Raw genomic sequence first — 24,444 nt, 5'->3', positions numbered from 1 at the left:
ATTTATCGTTTTTGAATTTCTTCTAAAAGAATTTTGTTCACAAGTGGCGGGTTCGCCTGCCCTTTAGATGCTTTCATCACTTGACCGACGATAAAGCCAATTGCACGATCTTTTCCATTTTTATAGTCTTCAATGGATTGTGGGTTGGCATCCAATGCTTCGTTCACCATCGTGCGAAGTGCGCCTTCATCAGAAATTTGAACGAGGCCTTTCGCTTTCACGATGTCAGCTGCATCGCCGCCTTTTTCAATTAATTCCTTGAAAACTTTCTTGGCGATTTTGGATGAAATCGTACCGTCAGTAATGAGTTTCACCATACTTGCTAGTCCTTCTGGCGTTAAAGCTGTCTCGTGGAGCTCTTTTGCTTCTGCATTCAAGTATGCAGATACGTCACCCATAAGCCAGTTCGATGCAAGCTTTGCATCTGCACCAGTTGCAACCGTCGCATCAAAGAAATCAGACATTTCTTTCGTCAACGTTAACACCATTGCATCGTATGCTGGTAAGTCTAGCTCATTCATATAACGGTCTTTACGTGCGTCCGGAAGTTCTGGAATTTCAGCACGTACACGGTCGATCCATGCTTCATCGATATGAACTTCTGTTAAGTCCGGATCATTGATGAAACGGTAGTCGTTTGCACTGCCTTTCACACGCATTAAAGTCGTTTCGCCTGTTGCTTCATCGTAACGGCGTGTTTCTTGTTGGATTTCTCCGCCCGCTAACAAGATTTTCTCTTGTCGCTCGACCTCATTCGCAATACCGCGGCGAACGAAGTTAAAGGAATTCAAGTTTTTCAACTCTGTTTTCGTTCCGAATTGTTCTTGCCCAAATGGACGCAGTGAAATGTTAGCATCACAACGAAGTGAGCCTTCTTCCATTCGAACATCGGAAACGCCTGTATATTGGATAATCGCTTTTAATTTCTCTAAAAACGCATACGCTTCTTCGGGTGAACGAACGTCAGCTTCTGTAACGATCTCGATCAACGGTGTTCCTTGACGGTTCAAGTCTACCAATGAATACCCGTAATCAGAATGCGTTAGTTTCCCTGCATCTTCTTCAAGATGAACGCGCTCAATACGAATTTTCTTTTTCTTGCCGTCTACTTCGATTTCAACCCAGCCGTTTGACCCAATTGGACGATCGTCTTGCGAAATTTGATACGCTTTCGGATTGTCCGGGTAAAAATAATGCTTACGGTCGAAGTTCATCACGGGTGCAATTTCACAGTTTAGTGCAAGTGCCGCCTTCATGCCGTACTCAACCGCACGCTTATTCAATGTCGGCAAAACGCCTGGATACGCTAGGTCAACAACATGAATGTTACGGTTTGGATCTGCCCCAAAATGAGCCGGTGCAGGAGACATAATTTTTGTATCTGTTTTCAATTCGACGTGGACTTCAAGTCCAACAATAGTTTCAAAATTCATGGGTTATTTTCCCTCCCCTAAAGATGGAGTACGTGTATGAAAATCAGTTGCTTGTTCAAAAGCATGTGCTGTCTTATAAATTGTCGCTTCATCAAAGTGTTTACCGATGATTTGAAGCCCGATTGGCAGGCCATCGGAGAATCCGCAAGGTACTGAAATAGCTGGTACACCTGCTAAATTCACTGGCACTGTTAATACATCGTTTGTATATAGCATCAATGGGTCTTTAACTGTTTGTCCCATTTCATAAGCTGTCGTCGCAGAAGTAGGTCCGATGATGACATCATATTTTTCAAAAACAGTAGCAAAATCTTGCGCAATCAATGTACGGACTTTTTGCGATTGGACGTAAAGATCTTCATGATGATCCGCACTTAGTGCATACGTACCGAATAGGATACGCTTTTTCACTTCTTCTCCGAATCCTTCTGCACGCGAACGTGTATAAAGCTCTTCTAAATTCTTCACACCTTCAGCACGATAGCCGAAACGGATACCGTCATAACGGGAAAGGTTGGAAGATGCTTCTGAAGAACAGATGACGTAATACGTCGGAGCTGCATACTTCACATGCGGAAGCGACACTTCCTCCCACTGAGCGCCAAGTGATTCAAGTACGTTCAATGCTTCTTTCACAGCATTTTGAATAGGAGCCGGCACACCTTCACCGATAAATTCTTTCGGAACCGCGATTTTCAACCCTTTCACATCGCCTGTCAACGCTGCTCTGAAGTCTGGAACTGGCTGTGACGATGAAGATGAATCACGCGCATCTACTCCCGAAATGGCACTGAGCAATAGCGCATTATCTTCAACATTTCGAGTCATCGGTCCAATTTGATCGAGTGAACCGGCAAGTCCTACTAGCCCCGAGCGTGACACACGACCGTATGTTGGCTTCATGCCGACAATACCGCAAAATGCTGCTGGCTGACGCACTGAGCCGCCTGTATCTGAGCCAAGTGAAAATGGTACTTCTCCAGCCGCTACTGCCGCTGCCGAGCCGCCCGATGAGCCACCTGGTACATGGGCAATGTTCCATGGGTTTGTTGTTTTTTTGAATGCGGAGGATTCCGTTGTTGAACCCATTGCGAACTCGTCTAAGTTAAGCTTTCCAACAGAAACCATGCCTGCTTCGTTCACTTTCTCAACGACTGTTGCATCGTAAACAGGTACAAAGCCTTCAAGCATTTTGCTTGCTGCTGTCGTTTCAATTCCTTTTGTGACAATATTGTCTTTAATACCAATCGGCAATCCGAAAAGCGGACCTCGGCCTTCCATTGGCTCTTGATCCAACTGTTCCGCTCTTTCAAGCGCTTCTTCTTTTGTCGTTTTTAAAAACGCTTGAACTTCGCCGTCCACTTCTTCGATCCGAGAAAATGCTGATTCTGTCAGCTCTTTAACGGATACTTCTTTATTATGTAAAAGCGACTGAAGCTCTGCAGCCGTTTTGTTTACTAACGTCATCTATTTTTCCACTCCATTCATTAAAGGATATTCGGTACTTTAATTTGCCCGTCTTCGTGTTCACGAACGCTTTTCAGCATTTCCTCACGGTCAAGCACATCGACCGGAACGTCTTCACGAAGGACATTATACAATTGGATCGGGTGCGTCATTGGTGCAATTCCCTCTGTATTGACTTCCTTAAGTTCCTTAGCAAAGCCTGCTAGTTCGCTTAACTTTTCCGCATAGACTGCTGCCTCTTCATCACTTACAGCAAGCTTTGCAAATCCAGCAAAGTATTTTACGTCTTCATTTGTGAATTGCGTCATTTTGCTTTCCTCCTAAAACTCAGTTAAATTTACCCTACGTTTTATCATATCACCTTCACGTTGTGGTGAAAAGTTATCGCTATTCATAGCGGGCTAGCAATAGAATGATGTTTTTCCAATCAATATCCATAAATATGGACGTATGGTTCCTGATTCCCAGCTTCTTTCACAATTAATGCTTCTGGTCCGTTAACGGAAGTAATACTTACCTCTGTATGAATATCTGGAAAATGTTTGTTGACGAGCGAAGTGATGTATTGCGTAAAACCAATCGTTTCACTTGTCCCAAAAAATTGGATAGGAACTTCGATTGTCAAGGATTGCAGTCGATTATTCTTTATGAAAGCTTTTCCAATTACGTTCACAAAACTTGGAAAGTATTCATCAATATCTTGTTTAAAATTTTTAAATGTCGTATTAATGTCTCGATAATTCTCTTCCATTGACGAGGTAGGCAATACAATATAATGCTCGTCCACAACTTTCCACCCAGTTGGCCCTTTTCCTTTATCAGCAACAGCTGTTGCAAAATACGTTCCAGGAACAATTGAGTTTCGACTCTCTTGTTTGAATAAGCCGATGACAATCGGAATGTCAGTAAGACCTTGCTCGGCGCGAAGTCGACTCACAATGATTTCCGCCATCTTCATTCCTTGCTGTTCCAATGTTTTGTCGGGAATCACTGTTTCTTTCCCGGTACGCGTATAATAAATAGAGTTCAAAGCGAGTCCAATCGAGATGCCTGCTAAACGAACTTTTTTCTCGTCTGTCATGACAAGGTAGTTTTGTTCAATCATATGCGCAAGGTAAATAGGTGCATCCGCGGCAATTTCATCTTCACTCATCCCATCTTTTACAGCCGGATTAAGCCCTTCCTCATTATCCTTACTTTTTCTTGAAAGCCAAGATTTAGCCATTTTTTCATCAATGTACTGTCCTTCTTGAAAAAAGTATGTTTTCGGTTCAAATTGTTGTGTAGAGAGCCGAAGCAATCCCTCTTCCGCTTCTTTCATATCATATTTCGTATAAATTCGATTGACAATCATTCCACGGCTTGCACTTTTTTTGAATGGCAAAAGTGTCCGATAAAAGTTATCTTTTAACTGCAAATCTGGAATGATGACTGTTTCTTCAACGTTTTCCTCGTTTTCCTGCAGCAGTTCTTCTTGTTTCTTTCCGAATGAAGGAAGACATCCTCCGAGGATAAGGATGGCTGCCAGCCCCACAATTCCGCTCATTCTTTTCATCATCATTACCCTTTCTCGCCAAGCGATTCGACTAGCTGTGTTTCGTCCCACACAGGTATTTCGAGTTCGTTGGCCTTTGCCAGCTTAGAACCGGCATCTTCCCCAGCAATGACAAGATCTGTCTTCTTGCTTACACTGCCACTTACTTTTCCACCTAGGCTTTCAATTTTTTCTTTCGCTTCGTTGCGCGTTAAGAGTGAAAGCTTGCCTGTCAAAACGACTGTCTTGCCAACGAAAGGTCCTTCAGCCGGAAGGTCTTGCACCGTTAAGCCTTTGTACATTAAATTCAAACCATTGGCTTCTAGCTTATGAATGACATCCCGCACGTCATCATTGCCGAAATAGGTCGTCACGGCGTCTGCAACTTTTTCTCCAATTTCATGGATTTGCATGAGTCGATCTTCTTCCGCTTCCATCAGTGCATGGAGGGTGCCAAATTCCTCTGCTAAAATGGTCGCTGCTTTCTCTCCAACATGACGGATTCCTAGCCCAAATAGTAGTTTCTCAAGTGAGTTCGCTTTGGAAACTTCAATGGCCTTCAGTAAATTCGAGACGGATTTTTCTCCCATTCTCTCCAATGTCAACAACTGCTCTTTTGTTAGTGTATACAAATCGGAAACATCACGAACGAGACCAGAATTATAAAGCTGGTCGACGACTCTTTCGCCGATCCCTTCAATATTCATCGCATTTCGAGAAACGAAATGGAATATGGCTTCTTTCATTTGTGCTGGACACTGCGGATTGACGCATCGAAGCGCGACTTCGCCTTCCATTCGAACGAGTTCCGATTCACATTCCGGGCAATGGTCTGGCATTTCAAACGGCAGCTCGTTCCCCGAACGCTGTTCTATAAGCGGCATCACGACCTCTGGAATAATATCCCCCGCTTTTCGAATAACGACTGTATCCCCAATTCGAATATCTTTTTCTTTGATTAAATCTTCATTATGAAGCGAGGCACGCCCAACCGTCGTTCCTGCCACACGAACAGGTTCTAATATGGCGGTTGGCGTTACGACACCTGTTCTTCCAACAGTCAAGTCAATATCTAATAGCTTTGTCACAACTTCTTCCGCTGGAAATTTAAAGGCCGTTGCCCATCTTGGACTTCTTGCTGTAAAGCCAAGCTGCTCTTGGTCTTCAAAAGCATCCACCTTGACAACGATCCCATCAATTTCATAATCCAACTCTGCTCGTTTAGCAGACCATTTTTCGATGTATTGGATGACCTCATCTATACTTCGGCAACGTTCTCTTGCTTTATTCGTTTCAAAGCCAAGCGTATCTAAATAATCTAGCGCATCCGAGTGGCTGTCTTGTCCATATTCAGTGCCATCGCCGCCAATACCGTAAACGTAGATCGCCAAATGACGGCTCGCTGCAATTTTCGGATCCAATTGGCGAAGGGAGCCTGCCGCTGCGTTTCGTGGATTCGCAAAAGGTTCTTCTCCTGCCTCGTCGCGCGATGCATTCAATGCCGCGAATGATCTTTTTGGCATGTAAACTTCCCCGCGCACTTCAATCGTCGCGGGTTCGCGCAACCGCAGCGGAATGGTGCGTACCGTTTTTAAATTGGCGGTAATGTCTTCTCCTATTGTTCCATCTCCGCGCGTTGAACCTTGAACAAACCGGCCATTTTCATAAGAAAGCGACACGGCCAGTCCGTCGATTTTCAATTCACAAATATAGGTAAGGGCATGACCGGCCGCTTCTCGTGCGCGACGGTCAAAGTCCCTTAAATCAGTTTCATTAAAGGCATTGGAAAGGCTAAGCATGGGAGATGTATGCTCTACTTTTCCAAAGCCCGACAAAATTTCGCCTCCGACACGCTGCGAAGGCGAATCCGGATAAATGAGGTCAGGATGCTCGGCCTCTATCGCGAGTAACTCTTGCATGTACTGATCGTACACCGCATCCGGAACGAGCGGGCGATCGAGTACATAATACGCATGTCCATATTCATGCAATAAGTCATTTAATTGTTCTACCCGTTTTTCGAGTTCAATACGATCCATTTAATTTCTCCCTTTCAGGTCATGCTTTTTCAATGGGTGCGAATTTCGCCAACAATCGTTTTATTCCAACTGGATTTGGGAAGGCAATATCAAGCTCAATGTCTTCACCCGTTCCTTTCACACTGACAACAGTTCCTGTGCCCCATTTCTTGTGTACAGCCTTATCACCCGCGCGCCAAGCCATTTTTTCTCCGCCGCTTTCCTTATAATTAGGTCGCACCACAGCTGAACGCACCGGTTTTGCACTTTGCGTCGAGCGCATGGGACCTGTTGAAAAACCGGATGAAAAAATAGATTCACGGGCAATTGTTTCAATATGCTCGTCAGAAATTTCGCCAATAAACCGTGATGGACTGTTATAGCTTCCCCGTCCAAAAATCGTTCGATACGAAGCGGCTGTTAAAAAGAGTTTTTGTTCCGCACGTGTTATGCCAACATAGCAAAGGCGCCGTTCTTCTTCCATTTCTTCGTCATCCCCGATCGAACGGGAATGCGGGAAAATGTTTTCCTCCATGCCGATGATAAAAACGACAGGAAATTCAAGTCCTTTCGCAGCATGCATCGTCATTAAGACGACTTTTTCTGCCGACTGGTTCTCTTCTTTATCGAGTGAATCGATATCAGCGATTAAGGCTAAGTCCGTTAAAAAGGCAACGAGCGAACGATCTCCGCCATCTTCTTCCGCACGTTTTTCAAATGCTTCTGTTACGGAAAGGAATTCTTCAATATTTTCCAGGCGACTTTCCGACTCAATCGTTTTTTCATTTTGCAACATTTCTCGGTATCCCGTTTTATCCAATACTTGATCGACAAGTTCTGACACTGACAAATATTCTTGCATTTGTGTAAATCCATTCATAAGGTCTCGGAATTTGGCAACTTGATTTGCGGCACGGGCTGTCAACCCCATAAAGTCGACTTCTTGTAACGCATCAAAAATCGAGCGATCATGTTCAATCGCAAATCGGGCCATTTTTTCAAATGAGGTTGCACCTATACTTCGCTTCGGCTCATTAATAATTCTCGCAAGCGCCAAATCATCGTCATTATTAGCAATTAACCGCAAATACGCAAGTAAGTCTTTAATTTCTTTCCGGTCATAGAACTTCGTGCCGCCGACAATTGTATAGTCAATATTGGACTTCACAAGATACTCCTCAATGACGCGAGATTGTGCATTTGTTCGGTAAAGAATCGCAAATTGGTCAAGCTTTAAGTTTTCCTGTTCTTTCAGTTCAATAATTTTCCCAACAACAAATTGCGACTCATCTTTTTCATCGCTCGCCCGATAGACATAAATGGCATCGCCTTCTTCGTTTTCTGTTCGCAGCTTTTTATCATATCGGCTTTCGTTATTTTGAATGACGTCATTGGCAGCGTTTAATATGCGTTTTGTAGAACGGTAGTTTTGCTCCAGTAAAATAACTGTCGCATCTTTATAATCTTTTTCAAACGATAAAATATTACCAATATCCGCTCCGCGCCATCTGTAAATGGACTGGTCAGAATCCCCCACGACACAAATGTTGCGGAATTTATCCGCCAACATTTTCACAAGTCTGTATTGGCAATTATTGGTATCTTGATACTCGTCAACGTGAATATACTGGAATTTGTGCTGGTAATATTCGAGGACTTCGGGAACGCGTTCAAATAATGTTAGTGTTGTCATGATGAGATCATCAAAATCCAATGACTGGTTTTGGCGCAAACGTTTCGTATATGCATCATAAACATCTGCAACTATTTTTTCGTATGGATTAAATTCGTTCATTTGGCTGCGATAGGTTTCTGCATCGATACATTCGTTTTTTGCAGAACTAATTGCATTTAACAGTGACCGTGGATCGTATCGTTTCGGATCGATATTCAATTCCTTGGAAACATTTTTGATCACTGTTAATTGGTCAGCAGCGTCAAGAATTGAAAATGACTTGGAAAAACCGATCCGATCAATATCTCTGCGAAGAATACGTACACACATTGAGTGGAAAGTTGATACCCACATTCTTTCACTGCTGCCAGATCCCAAAAGTCCATCGACACGATCGCGCATTTCACGTGCAGCCTTATTCGTAAACGTAATCGCGAGAATATTGGATGGATACACGTTTTTTTCCACAACGAGGTAGGCGATGCGATGGGTCAACACACGTGTTTTTCCCGAACCTGCCCCCGCCATAATAAGCAATGGTCCCTCTGTTTTCTTTACTGCACGTGCTTGTTCCGGGTTCATGCCCACTAACAAGTTTTCTGCAATAGATTTCATATTAACCGTCCTTTCAAAAACGTTTGTTCCCATTATACATTGGTTACGTTTAGCGGGAAACTGATTTGACTGCTTGTACCGTCGACAATGCAGCTTTTAAATCGTCGTAAACAATATTTCCAACGACGATCGTGTCGGCAATTTCCGCCATCGCTTTTGCTTCCGTTACATTTGTAATACCGCCCCCATAAAATAGGCGCGTATTTTCAAGCACATTGGATGCAGCTTGCACGACTTCTGGGTCGCCGTACATCCCACTATACTCCATATAAAAAACCGGCAACTTAAAAAGATGTTCCGCCATTCGGGCATACGCAATGACATCTTCTTCGTCCGGTATTGTATCTACGCCAGTCAATTTCGCGGCTTTGCAGGCTGGATTCAAAATGCAATAACCTTCTGTTACGATCTCATCCCAGTTGATCATATAACCATACTCGAGCAATGCCTCATGGTGAAGGCCGTTCACCCATTTCACATCTTTTGTATTGAGCACTGTCGGAATGAAATAATAGTCGAATCCCGGTGTAATAGAGTCGACTGTTGACACTTCTAATGCAAGTGGAACAGAGTATCTTCGTATTCTAACGAGAAGATCGAGGACATTATCAAGTGTCACGTCATCTGAACCGCCTACGATAATGCCATCCGTGCCAGATTCACAAAGTTGCTCCAATTGCTCGTCCGTCACCGTTTTTGCCGGGTCTAATTTAAAGGCATGCCGCCATGTTGTAAAGTCCATATTCACTCACCTATTCAAATAATGATGGTTTCTTTAGTATACCAAAAAAACCAGACGAGTTCTTTTCTCGTCTGGTTTTGTTTGTTTTAAACTTTATCTTCATCTGTCGCCTCAGTTTCTGGATACAGCCGACTTAACAATTTATCATAACCGCCGGAACCGTAGTCGAAGCATCGTCGGATTCGTGAAATGGTAGCAGTGCTTGCACCCGTTTCTTTTTGAATCGTTTCATAGGTCTTTTTTAACTTCAATAAATGTGCGACTTCTAATCTCTGGGCGAGTGACTGGATTTCACTGATCGTACAAAGGTCATCAAATAGTTCATAGCATTCATCGAGGGTTTTCAATTCTAGTATCGCCTGAAACAACTGATCTGTTTGGTGCCCACGTATTTTATCAATTTGCATGACTTCCCCCACTTTCTGAATAATGATCTTTATGGTGTATACGTCACAGATGTGTCCATGCCAGGATTCGTTGACACAATATGAATCCACATTTTACCCGGAACAAATTTGGCAGGTGCCCCCTCTACAATTGGCATTAACAGTCCATCACGGTTTTCCCACTCTACCGGTTTAACCGTACCTGCTTGAAAGAGCATCCCCTTTCCACCCGATTCAATATCAACAGATTGTCTTCCTTCACTGTCAATTGTGCGGTGGTTTGCTTCTAAGATGAGCAGATTCGATATTTCAATGGACTGTTCATTCGCTTTGTCGATCGTCACAGTTCCATTTACACTTCGGTTATACGTTTCTTTTGTTGTGTCATACGTATACGTACTCATAAAGTCCGGATTTTTTCCATAATGTACGTCGATTGTCGATGCAAGATCCCCTGCGCGCGCTTCTTCAATGGATTCGTAAAAATTGAATTGCGGTTGTTTCGATATTTCCGTTGCCGCGCCCGTCTGCTCCTCAGCCGCTATAATATTTTCTCCGGATATATAGGAATTATGGGGAGCTTTTCGATCCGCAGCACGCCAAAATAATGACCCATCGTATTGCATGCCGTTTACGTTGTCTACTGCGCCAGACTGCAATAGTTTTTGAGCATCAGGGCTATAGCCATGTGCCACATAAAATGCATCTAATCCTTTGGCAAGGTGAACAAAATAGTCCCTGGCACTGCGAACTGGTCCAATTTCATCTGGCAAACTACTTTGGAATAAGGCAAGAAAGCGTGTGACATTGCCCTCTGCAACAAATTCATAAATGATATCCGCGTCGCTTAAACCGGATTGGGGTCTAGCATGCGGATGATTATTGATCGTTACGAGTACGGGTCTGCGATTAGATACTTCCTCGGCGATTACACCTGTAAAAGGTTCTTTGGATAGTGTCACAGCAGTATCAATCGAGTTTTCTTTTTCTTCAATTTCCTGAACGTCATCTTCCAGGACGCTTTCATCTTTGGAACACGCGCCCATTACTAAAGCAATTACTGTAAGCAGTAAAAGCCATTTTCTTTTTTTTATCATTGTATCCCCCTAGCTTCCAACGAATAAAATTGTCTATATTTTATCGCTTACCGCCATAATCTTTTCCTTTATCGTATCACAGCATTGAAGATTTGAATAGTTGGATCAACGGATGCGAAAAACCCTTGAATTTTTAGATTCAAGGGTTTTTTTATGAGAATCTGTGACTGTATTACTCAAACGTTCTCCAGCCAATATCTTGACGGTAGAAAAAGCCGTTCCATTCAAGCTGGGATAAGCCTTTGTAAACATCTTGCTGCGCTTGTTTCAATGAATTGCCCTTAGCTGCGATTAAAATAACTCGTCCGCCATTACCTACGAAGCCTGTGTCTTGTGCCTTCGTACCAGCATGGAATACTTCCAGCCCGAAGTCGGACAATACATCGAGATTCGGCAGTGCCGCACCTTTTTCAATATCACCCGGATAGCCATCCGCAGCAACGACAACACCTAACATCGCTTCGTCATGCCATTTTAGCTCATATGGTTTACTGTCCATAAGTGCCGTCATAAACTCTCCGAAATCCGATGCCATGCGCGGCAACACGATTTGTGTTTCTGGATCTCCAAAGCGCGCATTGAATTCGATCGTCTTTGGTCCTTCTTTCGTAAGGATCAATCCTGCGTACAAAATGCCTGTAAACGGCTTGCCTTCCGCCGCCATTGCTTCAACAGTCGGAACGACAATTTGTTCATATGCTTCCCGGACAACCTCATCTGAAATTTGCGGAACCGGTGAGTAAGCGCCCATTCCGCCCGTATTTGGCCCTTCATCGCCGTCGAATGCACGTTTATGGTCTTGCGCAATGACCATCGGATAAATTTGACCGTTATGAACAAATGACATGTAGGAAAATTCTTCGCCGTCTAAAAACTCTTCGATGACGACGCGAGACGATGATTCACCAAATTTTTGGTTGCCAATCATATCATCTACTGCATCCAATGCTTCTTCCAATGTCATTGCAACGATTACGCCTTTACCTGCCGCAAGTCCATCTGCTTTGACAACAATTGGCGCACCTTTTTCTCGGATAAATGCTTTCGCTTCTTCTGCATCGGTAAACGTGCCATACGCAGCAGTTGGGATATTGTATTTGGCCATCAGCTCTTTTGCGAATGACTTACTGCCCTCGATTTGTGCCGCTTCTTTTGTTGGACCGAAAATGAGCAAATCGCGCTCATTGAAATAGTCAACAATTCCTTCTGCAAGCGGCTGCTCTGGACCGACAAATGTGAGGCCTACCTCATTTTCTTTTGCAAAGGCAGCAAGTGCCTCAAAATCCGTCGCTGCAATTTCCACAACTGTTGCATCTTGCTTCATGCCATCATTGCCAGGGGCAACAAATACTTGATCAACTGAAGGGGAGACATTGAATTGTCTTGCGATCGCGTGCTCACGGCCGCCGCTCCCGATAACGAGTACCTTCAAAGCCTTTCCCTCCTCAATGTTTAAAATGACGAACGCCTGTAAAGACCATTGTAATGCCGTATTCATTTGCTTTTTTAATAGAATCTTCGTCTTTTACTGAACCACCTGGTTGGATAATTGCTGTGATGCCCGCTTTTGCAGCAGCTTCGACTGTATCATCCATTGGGAAAAAAGCATCTGATGCAAGCGCTGCACCTTTCGCACGCTCCCCAGCTTGTGTCAGCGCAATGTTCGCTGCACCTACGCGGTTCATTTGCCCAGCACCTACGCCTAGTGTCATTTGTGCGTCAGAAACAACAATCGCATTAGACTTTACGTGCTTTACAACTGCCCATCCAAGCTTCATCGCTTCCCATTCTGCTTCCGTAGGCTCGCGGTCTGTTGCCACGCGGATCTCTGCGTCCGCAAAACCAAATGTATCCGGCTCTTGCATAAGCAATCCGCCTTCAACAGAAACCGTATTCCATTGATCCTTTTTGTTTTGATCAAAAGAAATAGTAAGTAGACGAATGTTTTTCTTCTTCGTTAAGATCTCAATCGCTTCTTGTGTAAAGGACGGTGCAATAATGATTTCTAAAAAGATTTTAGACATTTTCTCTGCTGTTGCCCCGTCAACTTCGCGATTAAGCGCAATGATGCCGCCGAAGATAGAAACAGGATCCGCTTCGAATGCTTTGTTGAATGCTTCTTCGATTGAATTGCCCGTTCCAACTCCGCATGGATTCATATGCTTAACTGCAACTGCAGCAGGCGCATCGAACTCTTTTACAATTTGAATCGCTGCATTGGCATCTTGAATGTTGTTATAAGAAAGCTCTTTTCCATGAAGCTGTTCAGCATAAGCGATCGAGAAATCAGACCCTAGCGGACGGCTGTAAAAGGCTGCTTTTTGATGGGGGTTTTCCCCGTAACGGAGCGGTTGTTTTAATTCGTATGTATAAGTGACCTGCTCCGGGAATTCTTCGCCGGCAAGTTCCGTTAAGTATCCTGAAATCAGTGCATCATATGCTGCTGTATGACGGAATACTTTTGCCGCTAAACGTCTGCGTGTTTCCAATGTCGTTGCGCCGTCTGCTTTCAATTCTGCGAGCACTTGATCATAATCTGAAGCATCTACAATGACTGTCACATACGCATGGTTTTTCGCAGAAGCACGAAGCATTGCAGGTCCGCCAATATCAATATTTTCGATCGCATCTTCTGTTGTAACGTCTGGCTTCGAAATCGTTTCTTTAAATGGATATAAATTGACACAAACGATATCGATTGGTTGGATTCCGTGCTCTTCCATTTGCGCCTGGTGCAATGGATCATCCTGTTTCGCAAGTAGTCCGCCATGAATCATTGGGTTGAGCGTCTTAACGCGTCCTTCCATAATCTCCGGGAATTTAGTAACTTCATCAACCGCGGTAACAGCAACGCCATTTTCGGCTAAATGCTTCATCGTTCCTCCAGTTGATAAAATTTCATATCCAAGTGTTTCAAGTGCCTGTGCGAATTGTAAGATCCCACTTTTGTCCGACACGCTGAGCAGTGCACGTTTTTTCACGAATAAACCCTCCAGTTTTGTTTTGGTAAATATAGTTGGTCTTCTTTACCGGTTGAATAGCATTTGTAATGTACTTTTGAATAACTCATGCTCCACCGCATGAATCGCTTCGGCCGTTTGATCGATATCGCCGTCTACTACCTCGACAGCCTGCTGCGCAATAATCGGACCTGTATCCATTCCTTCATCTACAAAATGTACCGTAACACCCGTTACTTTCACGCCATGCGCAACTGCTTGTCCGATCGCATCCTTACCCGGAAACGAGGGCAATAAGGATGGGTGAATATTTACGATACGAGATGGATAAGCAGTTAACAAAGTAGAGCCAATTAGCCGCATATATCCTGCGAGAATGAGCCATTCTGTTCCGCTTTCACGAAGCGCCGACAAAACCGCTTCCTCATACTGTTCTTTTGTATCAAAATCTTTTGGACGGAAGGCCGCAACAGGAATCCCCGCTTTTTCGGCTCTTTCTACGACCAAAGCATTTGGACGATCCGTTACAAGCAACACAATTTCAGCATTCAGCTCTTGCTGTTTGCATGCCTGTTCAAGGGCAGCAAAATTACTGCCGCTTCCAGATGCGAAAACGGCAATTTTTGTTTTGCTTGTCATTGGGCAAGGCTCCCATCGTGATCACCTGTAAAAGTGACACCTTCTCCTTCAATGACCCGTCCAATTGTGTAAGCTTTCTCACCATGGGCTTCTGCAATGGCAATCGCACGTTCCGCTTGCTCAGCAGGAAGAGCAACGACAAATCCTACGCCCATATTGAAAACACTGTATAAGTCTCTATCAGACAGCTCGCCTTTTTCCTTTAGCATTTGGAAAACAGGCAGAACTGGCCAAGCACCAAGGTCTATTTCAGCGCCGAATCCATCCGCTAACATGCGCGGCAAGTTTTCGAAGAACCCGCCACCCGTAATATGCCCCATGGAATGTACATCGAGCTCTTTATGCATTTCAAGAACAGGCTTCGCATAAATTTTCGTCGGCTCAAGCAATGCCTCCCCAATTGTTCCGAGGGATTCATAGCCATCGACGACTGTATCCATTTCAAATCCATTGTCTTCAAAGACAATTTTACGAACAAGTGAATAGCCATTGGAGTGAATGCCGCTTGAAGCAATCCCTACAAGCACATCACCCGCTGCCACTTTTTCACCTGTGACAATAGCTGATTTTTCACAAGCACCTACTGCAAAACCGGCAAGGTCATACTCCTCTTCTTCGTAGAGACCAGGCATTTCTGCCGTTTCTCCGCCGATAAGTGCTGCACCCGATTGCACACAACCGTCGGCAATCCCTTTAACAATTGCTTCTACTTTTTCAGGAACCGCTTTTCCAAGTGCGATGTAATCTAGGAAATATAGTGGCTCTGCTCCTTGTGCAACGATATCATTGACACACATTGCCACACAGTCAATGCCGATTGTGTCATGTTTGTCCGCCATGAAAGCGAGTTTCAATTTAGTACCAACGCCGTCAGTGCCTGAAATAAGAACCGGCTCTTTATATTCAAGGGCTGAAAGATCAAACATGCCGCCGAATCCTCCGAAAGTCCCCGCAACTCCTTTGCGAGCAGTTCGTTCTACATGCGACTTCATCCGTTTAACGGACTCATAGCCCGCCTCAATATTTACCCCTGCTTTTTCATACGCCTTCGACATGAAAAGGCCTCCTATCTATTATCGTACAATTTCTTTTTCATGCGGCATTACCGTATCCGCGAAGATTTCTGTCGGATATTCTCCGGTAAAGCATGCAAGACATTGCCCGCAATTTTTCATCTCTGGTGAGCGGCCGATCGCTTCCAACATCCCTTCGATCGAAAGGAATGCCAGTGAATCAGCACCGATTAGCTCGCGGATTTCCTCGATTGAGCGATTTGTTGCGATCAATTCAGAATCCGTACTAATGTCTACACCGTAATAACAAGGACTGACAAGCGGAGGCGTCGCGATCATTACGTGAACTTCCTTCGCGCCAGCATCTTTTAGCATTTTGACAATTCGTTTCGAAGTTGTTCCGCGAACGATCGAGTCATCAACCATGACTACCCTTTTCCCTTCGACCACTTGCTGTACAGGAGATAGCTTCATCTTAACGCCTTTTTCTCTCATTTCCTGAGTTGGTTGGATGAATGTACGGCCGACATAACGGTTTTTGATCAACCCAAGCTCATATGGAATACCAGTTACTTCGGAAAATCCGATCGCCGCTGATATACTTGAATCCGGTACACCTGTGACGACATCCGCCTCGATCTGCACTTCACGTGCCAGCTGTTTACCGCAACGTTTGCGCGCGGAGTGGATGTTAATCCCATCAATATTGGAATCAGGTCGTGCGAAATAGGCATATTCCATCGAACACATTGCACGGTCAGCCGGTTTTGCAAACTGTTCGGACTTCATGCCACTCTCATTAATGATAATGAGTTCACCTGGTTCAACCGAACGAATACTTTCCGCACCAATAATGTCGAAAGCACATGTTTCTGACGCAACGACCCATGCATCCCCCATTTTCCCCAAGGACAATGGTCGAATCGTATTTGGATCTTGGGCGATCATTAAGCTATCTTCTGTCAGCATGACAAACGAAAAAGCACCTTTTAACAATGACAAAGCTTTTTTCACTCGGTCTTTCTGATTTAAAGTGCCGCTTGTCGCTCTTTTCACTAAATGTGCGAGCACTTCCGTGTCTGAAGCCGTTTGAAAAATACTGCCTTGGCGTTCCAGATGTTCCCGCAGTTCGACTGCATTGACGATGTTACCATTGAACGCAATTGAAAGACTGCCTGTCGTAGAACGGAAAACGAGCGGCTGTACATTTTCAATGCCGCGGCCCTTTTCCGTCGCATAAAGAACATGTGCGATAGCTGCATTTCCTTTTAATTTTTTAATGGCATCGTCGGAAAACACGTCGTTGACTAGTCCTTCGCCTTTGACGACATGCAGTTTTTTATCTTCCTTCGTTACAATACCGGCGCCTTCTTGTCCTCGGTGTTGCAATGCATGCAGACCATAATAACTGATCTGCGCTGCATCCTTATGTCCCCAAATGCCAAACACGCTGCACTCCTCCTTTAAGCCCTCGGGTTTAGCAAGCGTTGGATGGCCCCTGTCCACTCGGAACGGAACTCATCAACAGACCCTTCGATGAGCGTTTCATTTTCACCTTTAATTACAATTTCGTTTTGATCCGTTACAATACCGATCTTTACCGCATCTTTGACAGCAGCTTCAAATGCAGCCGCTTGCTCTTCTTTAACCGTCACAAGGAAACGGGATTGTGTTTCACTAAATAATGCTGTTACGGCAGATCCATTAATTGTTACGCCAGCACCTAAACCTTCGGCGCCAAATGCTTTTTCACAAAGTGCAATCGCAAATCCGCCTTCTGAAAGATCTGTTGCAGATTGTACAAGTCCTTCTTGAATCGCTGCAAGCAATTCTTTTTGACGTTGTGCTTCCACTTCAAGATCAATCGCCGGTGCTTTTCCGGAAATTTTTCCTTCTGTCATTTGTTGCAATTCACTGCCGCCGAAGTCCATGCCTGCTTCACCAATTAAGTAAATAATATCTCCAGCATTTTTAAACTCCGTCGTAATGACATGAGACAAGTCATGTGCGATCCCTACCATACCGATTGTTGGTGTCGGATAGACCGGCACGCCATTTACTTCATTGGATAAAGAGACGTTCCCGCTAATAACCGGTGTATTGAGTGAAAGACAAGCTGCTGAAATACCTTCAGCTGATTTTTCAAACTGCCAGAACACTTCGGGCTTATCAGCGCTTCCGAAGTTTAAGCAGTCTGTAATCGCAATTGGCTCTGCTCCCGAACAAACGAGATTACGCGCAGCTTCCGCAACTGCAATCTTTCCACCTATTTCCGGATCAAGATATACATAGCGTGAGTTACAGTCAGACGTCATCGCCAGTCCTTTGTTTGTTCCTTCTACGCGGATAACGCCGGCAGAAGATCCTGGTGCGACAACCGTATTGCGTAAAGCATGTGTATCAAACTGTTTGTAAACCCATTCTTTGGATGCAATCGTTGGACGCTTTAGTAATTCTTTTAAAGTTCCTTTTAAATCATCAACGACTGGTTCGGCGTTTTCCATTGACTGGAATTCTTTATAGTAAGCAGGTTCTTCAGATTTTTTATGGTAAACAGGTGCATCTTCCGCGAGTGCATCTGCTGACACTTCCGCAACGACTTCTCCTTTATGTAGAAGGCGAAGCATTTTATCATCCGTAACTTTTCCGATCGCCACTGCTTCAATATCGTATTTCGCAAATAGATCCGTGATTTCTTGCTCACGGCCATTCTTCACAACGATCAGCATACGTTCTTGCGACTCAGACAACATCATTTCATATGCTGTCATGCCTTTTTCACGTTGTGGTACAAAATCGAGATTTAACTCAACCCCATATCCAGCTTTCGATGCCATTTCAGCAGCAGAAGAAGTTAGACCTGCCGCGCCCATATCTTGAATACCAATTAGCGCATCAGATTTCACGAGTTCCAAACAAGCTTCCATTACAAGTTTCTCCAGGAACGGATCACCCGCTTGCATAACTGGCAGTTCCGCTTCCTCCTCTACTGATACTTCAGATGAAGACATTGTGGCCCCATGAATACCATCGCGTCCAGTTTTTGCTCCAGCGTACATGACTGTATTTCCTACACCTGAAGCGACGCCTTTTTGAATATCTTCATGGTTTAACAAGCCAACTGCCATCGCATTGACGAGTGGACGCTTTGAATAGCATTGATCGAATTGTACTTCGCCCGCAATCGTTGGAATCCCAATCTTATTGCCGTAGCTTGCAATTCCTGCAACTGCTTCTTCAAACAAATAACGGTCGCGCGCTTCAGACAAATCCCCGAAACGTAAAGAGTTCACAAGTGCCACCGGACGTGCCCCCATGGAAAACACATCACGCAACACGCCACCCGCACCTGTTGCAGCACCGATGAATGGCTCAATCGCTGATGGAGAGTTATGGGATTCCATTTTAAAGACAACAGCTTGGTTATCACCAATATCTACAATCCCCGCACCTTCGCCAGGCCCTTGAAGTACACGTGTGCCCTCCGTTGGGAATTTACGCAGAACAGGTTTCGAACTTTTATAAGAGCAATGTTCAGACCAAAGCGCAGAAAAAAGACCTGTTTCTGTATAGTTTGGAAGACGACCTAGTTTTTCTTCCGCTAGTTGAAACTCCTCGTCGGTCATTCCCATTTGGCGATACAATTTTTCTTCTTTAATTTGCTTTGCAGTTGGTTCATGCTTGGCTGACATTTTGTTCACTCCACCTTTTCACAATTGAATTGAAGAGAGGTAATCCATCCGTTCCACCAATGATTTCCTCTACCGCACGGTCAGGAAGGGGCATCATGCCCAGAACATTTCCTTGTTCATTCAAAACTCCCGCAATTGCTTCCGTGCTGCCATCTACATTGTCATTTGCATACGTGAAGACAATGCGCTGATCATTTTTGAGTTCCGTAATCGTTTGTTCATCGACAAAATAATTACCATATTCATGCGCAAAAGGAATCGAAATTTCTTGCCCTTGTTCATACTCCGATGTAAAAATCGTTTCTGCGTTTTGCACTGTTAGTTTTGTATTGCCTGAACGGAATTTCAATCCTTTATTTCGAAGGAAAGCGCCCGGCAGTAATCCTGCTTCTGTCAAAATTTGAAAGCCATTTCCAACACCGACTACTGGCTTACCGGAAGCTGCAAATTCTTTTAGGCTTTCGATCACTGGTGTACTCAGCGCAAGTGCGCCTGGTCGTAAATAATCTCCATAAGAAGCACCACTTGGAATAAGCACAGCATCGAAATCACTTAAGTCTGATTCAGTATGTCGGACATATTCTGCTTCTTGACCTAACACTTCATGAATTGCATGGTATAGATCTACATCGCTACCCGATCCCGGGAAAGTTAAAATAGCGAACTTCATTTGCCCGCGACCTCCTCGATTTCATACCGATAGTCTTCAATGACTTTATTGACTAATAACTTATCGCACATTTCTTTTACGCGTGTATCAATTTCATTCGCAGTGCCTTCTAATTCAAGCTCGATCAACTTTCCAATTCGTACACTTTCAACCTCATCGTAGCCGATTGCTTGAAGTGCTTGTTTTGCAGCCGTTCCTTGTGGATCTACAACACTTTCACGGAGTGTTACGTATACGTTTACTTTCGTCATATTTTCTTCCTCCTAAATGATTAAGTTATTTGAATAAAGCATGTTCTATTTGAAACGTAAAGCTTATTTTGACCAAATTCCTGTTTTTTCGATTTCTTCTAATGTATTTTCAATATGATCTGTCATAATCGTAACATGTCCCATTTTTCGCTTTTCCTTAGCCTCAGCCTTGCCATAAAGGTGAATAGACCAATCAGGATATTTCGGAATCATTTTTGTTAACGGCTCCACGTGCTCGCCTAGGACATTTACCATAATCGATGGTGCCCAAAGTTTTGGTTTTCGGAGCGGCCAACCGCACACTGCCCGGATATGCTGATGGAACTGCGAAACGTTACATGCTTCAATCGAGTAGTGTCCTGAGTTATGTGGACGTGGTGCAAGCTCATTGATGACAATTTCATCATTTGCAAGGACAAACATTTCAACTGCTAGTGTACCGACAAGCGCTAAATGATCTGCGATTTTGGTAGCTGCTTCTTGAGCTTGCTGAATTACTTTCTCATCGACACGTGCTGGCACAATCGATTCATGTAGAATGTGATGCTTATGAATGTTTTCCGCAATCGGTAAGCAGTAAGATTCCCCAGCAGCATTCCTTTGAATAATGACTGAAATTTCTTTAGTGAACGGTACAAAAGCTTCTGCAATACATGCCGAATGTTCAAAAAGCGCTGCTGCTTCATGAAGATTTTCTGCACTGTCTACCTTTACTTGTCCTTTACCGTCATAACCGCCGAATGCAGTTTTCACGATAAACGGGAAACCAACTTGGTCAATTGTCTCTGTCAGTTCCTCGAAATTTTCAGCCGTAACATAGTTCGCAACTGGTGCGCCTGATGCACGGATTTCGGCTTTTTCATTTATGCGATTTTGCGTTATGCGAACGAGTTCTGCACCTTGTGGAATATAGGCGATTTCTGAAAGACGTTTTAATCCCTCATAGTCAATGTTCTCAAATTCGAAGGTGATGACATCACTTACTTCCCCGAGTTCTTTTAATGCAATCTCATCGTTATAAGGCGCAACAATTTGAACATCTGCAATTTGACCACAAGGGGAATTTTCCGTTGGATCCAGCACTGCTATTTTAAAACCGGCTTCCTTTGCGGCAAGTCCCATCATTCGACCAAGCTGACCACCGCCAATGATGCCAATTGTTTGTCCAGGTAAAATTGTTTTCATTGTAGTTCACCACTGCTTTCTAAAGCGGCATCGCGCATTTCGTCCCGGCGTCGTTGAAGCCTTTTTAGCAGTTCCCCGTCATGTACACTTAACATTTGCGCTGCCAACAGACCTGCATTCGTAGCACCTGCTTTTCCAATCGATACTGTCGCCACTGGAACACCACCTGGCATCTGAACGATCGAAAGTAAAGAGTCCATACCATTTAATGCTTTTGATTGAACTGGTACACCAATGACAGGAAGGATTGTTTTAGCCGCAACCATACCCGGAAGATGTGCAGCTCCCCCTGCGCCCGCAATAATAATATGTATTCCTCTGCCGTGTGCTTGTTCGGCATATTCAAACATGAAATCTGGCGTGCGATGTGCGGAAACCACCTTTTTCTCATATGGAACGTCAAGTTCATCTAAAATATCGCAGGCATGCTTCATTGTTTCCCAATCACTTTTACTTCCCATGATCACACCAACTTTTGGTTCCACTACAAATCCGCTCCTCAATTAAATAATAAATAGTAATTCATAAAACATCTTGTTTCATTCATCAAATATGATTTTTAACTTTATACTTAAAAACAAAAATCCTCGAATATACGCTTCACCATTATGTGCGAAAAGCTGTACGTTCGAGGAATGTAAGATGCGCAAAGATGTGGTCAACCATAGTATCGACATATTTGACGCAAATATCCTAAAAGTCGCTTTCCCGCATAGTCCAGACATTACGGTGTCTTGGTAGAAACACTTAAGCCAATTCTTAAGTATATATGTGGGTTCTTTTTACTCTACAATTTTACCAATAGGAATAGAGTACGTCAACGAAAAAGACGAACATTGTAATAAGCAACAATATAAATGTTCGTCTTTTCGGCAGATTTATGACTCAGATAAAGATCCTTTAAATTTTATTATTTGTTTTACTGGAACGAATGTACCATCAACCTCTTCAAATAGCGGTTCTTCCTTTCTAGCAACTGCAGTGTAACCTTCTTTTTTCATTCTTTCTAAACACGCAGCGATTGTTTCTCCATCCTGCACTTCAAACCAAACTACTTTTTTTCGGCTCACTTAAACAACTTTCCTTTCCGGACGGTTTTTACCCAGAAACCGCCATGGATCGTTTTTGCCTCGTACGCAATAATGAATGCTCTTGGATCATGTTCTTTAATCGTCGCATATAGCTGTAACTCATATTTTCGCGGAGTGAGGATTTGTAATGCGGAACGGTCTCCATCCAGTCCATTTGCGGACCAATCCGTTACGCCGTACCCTTTATCTCTTAAGATTTTCGGTAGTTTTAAATCTTTTTCGGCCGTGATCACATTTACAGTTATATAACCGAGTGCCATCTTCTCTTCAATTTTTGAACCCACGACAACACCACATCCATATCCGATCGCATAGGCTATAAGGTTTTGAATTTCATTTAAATTTTCAAGGACTAAACCTAGGCCCACTACATAAATAATAACTTCTACAACGCTTACAACTGCCGCAATATACCTATACCCTTTTAAGGTTAAAATCATGCGTACCGTAAAGAATGTTACATAGACAATATTAATGGCAAAAATAATTAAAACCATCTGCAAGACAACCACCTCTTCCTTGAATCGTAACGTTCGTAGCTTATGATTTCAAGGGATTTAGCGTCGAAATATGAAAAATGTTGCGAAAATCGTATGGGATTAGCTTGTTGAGTTTTCTCTTTTTGAATGCTAAACATTTTTGGAGTAATTTACTTGGTTTTAGGGAGACTTAAATAAGTATAGGAGCAACTCGGTAGTTGTTTAGAGAAACTCACATAGATTCGGGAAACTCAAGTAGGCATGAGGGCAACTTGGGAGTTGTTCAGGGAAACTCAATGTGTATTGAGGGCAACTCGGGAGTTGTTCAGGGAAACTCAATGTGTATTGAGGGCAACTCGGGAGTTGTTCAGGGAAACTCAATGTGTATTGAGGGCAACTCGGGAGTTGTTCAGGGAAACTCAATGTGTATTGAGGGCAACTTGGGAGTTGTTCAGGGAAACTCAATGTGTATTGAGGGCAACTCGGGAGTTGTTCAGGGAAACTCAATGTGTATTGAGGGAAACCTACATAGATTCGGGGAACTCAAGTGAGCATGAGGGAAACCCGACATGTTTTGAGAATAACCCGGCACATTTTCAAGTCGTTTTTTCCAATTTAGGCAATATCATTTTCAGCATACCTTAATTGGATTCTATTTATAAACACAAAAAAAGCCATCACCGATTGGCAATGACCTTGCGCCTGGCGACGTCCTAAAACCCTTGCTTAGATTTACGCAAAAAACGCGTAAATCACGCAGAAACAAAAAGGTTTTAGTGGAACCTTTTTGTTTTGCAGGGGGAAGCCCCCAACTACCATCGGCGCGCGAGCTTAACTTCCGTGTAAAAACCTGTGCTGTGATTTACACAAAGAACGTGTAAATCACGCAAAACGCCAAGATTCTAATCGAATCTTGACGTTTGGCTTCGAACGGCGATGAGCAGCGGATTTCGTCGTCAGCTTCGACAGTCCGGTTCTCGCGTATATCATAGTGCTTTGATTTACAGCCTTCGGTGTAAATCACGCAAAACCATGTTTCGCTTCGATCCTCCCGCCTTCGCTTCCTAGAACTCCACTACTCCTCACCATTCTCGCACGCTATTAAACAAGAACAAAGAACCTTCGGTTTGATTTCAATTTTAAACACAAAAAAAGCCATCACCGATTGGCAATGACCTTGCGCCTGGCGACGTCCTACTCTTGCAGGGGGAAGCCCCCAACTACCATCGGCGCTGAAGAGCTTAACTTCCGTGTTCGGTATGGGAACGGGTGTGACCTCTTCGCCATCGGCACCAGACTATGAGCTTGTTCGCTCAAAACTGAATAAAACAAACATTGGATGCATAATCGTAATCATGTCTTTTTAAATAAGGTTAAGTCCTCGATCGATTAGTATCTGTCAGCTCCACACGTCGCCGTGCTTCCACCCCAGACCTATCCACCTCATCATCTTTGAGGGATCTTACTTACAAATGTAATGGGAAATCTCATCTTGAG

Annotated in this window: 22 protein-coding genes, 2 rRNA genes and 1 riboswitch; of the genes, 1 reads left to right on the top strand and 23 read right to left on the bottom strand. The window is 43.8% G+C overall.

Annotated elements, in window-relative coordinates; all coding sequences use genetic code 11:
* Nucleotides 1-2: 2 nt before the first annotated feature.
* The 21 genes from gatB to AU377_RS03820 all read right to left on the bottom strand — a co-directional run bounded on the left by gatB (nt 3) and on the right by AU377_RS03820 (nt 22,965).
* On the bottom strand, nt 3-1,433 hold the full coding sequence (gene gatB, locus AU377_RS03920) for an Asp-tRNA(Asn)/Glu-tRNA(Gln) amidotransferase subunit GatB (protein ID WP_067404521.1): 1,431 nt from the start codon (nt 1,431-1,433) through the stop codon (nt 3-5).
* Between the two features lie 3 nt (nt 1,434-1,436).
* Nucleotides 1,437-2,900, bottom strand: a complete 1,464-nt coding sequence (gene gatA, locus AU377_RS03915) for an Asp-tRNA(Asn)/Glu-tRNA(Gln) amidotransferase subunit GatA (RefSeq protein ID WP_067404519.1) — start codon at nt 2,898-2,900, stop codon at nt 1,437-1,439.
* Between the two features lie 20 nt (nt 2,901-2,920).
* Nucleotides 2,921-3,208, bottom strand: coding sequence for an Asp-tRNA(Asn)/Glu-tRNA(Gln) amidotransferase subunit GatC (gene gatC, locus AU377_RS03910; RefSeq protein WP_067404517.1), 288 nt, complete (start codon nt 3,206-3,208; stop codon nt 2,921-2,923).
* Nucleotides 3,209-3,327: 119 nt separating this feature from the next.
* The gene (locus AU377_RS03905; RefSeq protein ID WP_067404572.1) at nt 3,328-4,455 is read right to left on the bottom strand and encodes a CamS family sex pheromone protein; all 1,128 of its coding nucleotides are present in this window, start codon (nt 4,453-4,455) and stop codon (nt 3,328-3,330) included.
* A gap of 5 nt (nt 4,456-4,460) precedes the next feature.
* Nucleotides 4,461-6,473 (bottom strand): NAD-dependent DNA ligase LigA, encoded by a 2,013-nt coding sequence (gene ligA, locus AU377_RS03900; protein ID WP_067404512.1) that lies wholly within the window; start codon nt 6,471-6,473, stop codon nt 4,461-4,463.
* 19 nt (nt 6,474-6,492) lie between these two features.
* On the bottom strand, nt 6,493-8,742 hold the full coding sequence (gene pcrA, locus AU377_RS03895) for a DNA helicase PcrA (RefSeq protein ID WP_067404510.1): 2,250 nt from the start codon (nt 8,740-8,742) through the stop codon (nt 6,493-6,495).
* A 49-nt stretch (nt 8,743-8,791) separates the two neighbouring features.
* A complete protein-coding gene (locus AU377_RS03890) occupies nt 8,792-9,484 on the bottom strand; it encodes a heptaprenylglyceryl phosphate synthase (RefSeq protein WP_067404507.1) in 693 nt (230 codons plus the stop codon).
* Nucleotides 9,485-9,570: 86 nt separating this feature from the next.
* On the bottom strand, nt 9,571-9,891 hold the full coding sequence (locus AU377_RS03885; RefSeq protein ID WP_067404504.1) for a YerC/YecD family TrpR-related protein: 321 nt from the start codon (nt 9,889-9,891) through the stop codon (nt 9,571-9,573).
* 29 nt (nt 9,892-9,920) lie between these two features.
* A complete protein-coding gene (locus AU377_RS03880; protein ID WP_067404499.1) occupies nt 9,921-10,967 on the bottom strand; it encodes a DUF3048 domain-containing protein in 1,047 nt (348 codons plus the stop codon).
* A gap of 172 nt (nt 10,968-11,139) precedes the next feature.
* Complete coding sequence (gene purD, locus AU377_RS03875; RefSeq protein ID WP_067404496.1) at nt 11,140-12,399, bottom strand: phosphoribosylamine--glycine ligase; 1,260 nt, start codon at nt 12,397-12,399, stop codon at nt 11,140-11,142.
* 13 nt (nt 12,400-12,412) lie between these two features.
* On the bottom strand, nt 12,413-13,948 hold the full coding sequence (gene purH, locus AU377_RS03870; protein ID WP_067404493.1) for a bifunctional phosphoribosylaminoimidazolecarboxamide formyltransferase/IMP cyclohydrolase: 1,536 nt from the start codon (nt 13,946-13,948) through the stop codon (nt 12,413-12,415).
* 45 nt (nt 13,949-13,993) lie between these two features.
* Nucleotides 13,994-14,566, bottom strand: coding sequence for a phosphoribosylglycinamide formyltransferase (gene purN / locus AU377_RS03865; protein ID WP_067404490.1), 573 nt, complete (start codon nt 14,564-14,566; stop codon nt 13,994-13,996).
* On the bottom strand, nt 14,563-15,621 hold the full coding sequence (gene purM / locus AU377_RS03860; protein WP_067404487.1) for a phosphoribosylformylglycinamidine cyclo-ligase: 1,059 nt from the start codon (nt 15,619-15,621) through the stop codon (nt 14,563-14,565). The genes purN and purM overlap by 4 nt, the downstream gene beginning before the upstream one ends.
* An 18-nt stretch (nt 15,622-15,639) precedes the next feature.
* Nucleotides 15,640-17,085: an amidophosphoribosyltransferase gene (purF, locus tag AU377_RS03855; protein ID WP_067404485.1), complete on the bottom strand. Its 1,446-nt coding sequence runs from the start codon at nt 17,083-17,085 to the stop codon at nt 15,640-15,642.
* Nucleotides 17,043-19,271 (bottom strand): phosphoribosylformylglycinamidine synthase subunit PurL, encoded by a 2,229-nt coding sequence (gene purL, locus AU377_RS03850; RefSeq protein WP_067404482.1) that lies wholly within the window; start codon nt 19,269-19,271, stop codon nt 17,043-17,045. Before purL ends, purF begins: the two co-directional genes overlap by 43 nt.
* Complete coding sequence (purQ, locus tag AU377_RS03845) at nt 19,255-19,941, bottom strand: phosphoribosylformylglycinamidine synthase subunit PurQ (protein WP_067404479.1); 687 nt, start codon at nt 19,939-19,941, stop codon at nt 19,255-19,257. Before purQ ends, purL begins: the two co-directional genes overlap by 17 nt.
* Nucleotides 19,938-20,192: a phosphoribosylformylglycinamidine synthase subunit PurS gene (purS, locus tag AU377_RS03840; protein ID WP_067404476.1), complete on the bottom strand. Its 255-nt coding sequence runs from the start codon at nt 20,190-20,192 to the stop codon at nt 19,938-19,940. Before purS ends, purQ begins: the two co-directional genes overlap by 4 nt.
* Before the next feature lie 63 nt (nt 20,193-20,255).
* Nucleotides 20,256-21,377 (bottom strand): 5-(carboxyamino)imidazole ribonucleotide synthase, encoded by a 1,122-nt coding sequence (gene purK / locus AU377_RS03835; RefSeq protein ID WP_067404467.1) that lies wholly within the window; start codon nt 21,375-21,377, stop codon nt 20,256-20,258.
* The gene (gene purE / locus AU377_RS03830; protein WP_067404464.1) at nt 21,374-21,862 is read right to left on the bottom strand and encodes a 5-(carboxyamino)imidazole ribonucleotide mutase; all 489 of its coding nucleotides are present in this window, start codon (nt 21,860-21,862) and stop codon (nt 21,374-21,376) included. The genes purK and purE overlap by 4 nt, the downstream gene beginning before the upstream one ends.
* A gap of 208 nt (nt 21,863-22,070) precedes the next feature.
* Nucleotides 22,071-22,170: riboswitch (purine riboswitch) on the bottom strand.
* Nucleotides 22,171-22,255: 85 nt separating this feature from the next.
* Complete coding sequence (locus tag AU377_RS03825; protein WP_067404462.1) at nt 22,256-22,447, bottom strand: NETI motif-containing protein; 192 nt, start codon at nt 22,445-22,447, stop codon at nt 22,256-22,258.
* Complete coding sequence (locus AU377_RS03820) at nt 22,444-22,965, bottom strand: DUF2179 domain-containing protein (protein WP_067404460.1); 522 nt, start codon at nt 22,963-22,965, stop codon at nt 22,444-22,446. The genes AU377_RS03825 and AU377_RS03820 overlap by 4 nt, the downstream gene beginning before the upstream one ends.
* 200 nt (nt 22,966-23,165) lie before the next feature.
* Between AU377_RS03820 and AU377_RS03815 the strand changes: the two genes are divergently transcribed.
* Nucleotides 23,166-23,498, top strand: coding sequence for a hypothetical protein (locus AU377_RS03815; protein WP_067404457.1), 333 nt, complete (start codon nt 23,166-23,168; stop codon nt 23,496-23,498).
* A 630-nt stretch (nt 23,499-24,128) separates the two neighbouring features.
* On the opposite strand, the gene rrf is transcribed toward AU377_RS03815, so the two are convergent.
* Nucleotides 24,129-24,244, bottom strand: a 5S ribosomal RNA gene (rrf, locus tag AU377_RS03810).
* 72 nt (nt 24,245-24,316) lie between these two features.
* Nucleotides 24,317-24,444, bottom strand: a 23S ribosomal RNA gene (locus AU377_RS03805); the annotation flags it as partial.

Origin of the sequence: Sporosarcina sp. HYO08 (assembly GCF_001563475.1) — a bacterium.
Taxonomy (GTDB): Bacteria; Bacillota; Bacilli; order Bacillales_A; family Planococcaceae; genus Sporosarcina.
This window is presented reverse-complemented; position numbering and strand designations above follow the sequence as displayed.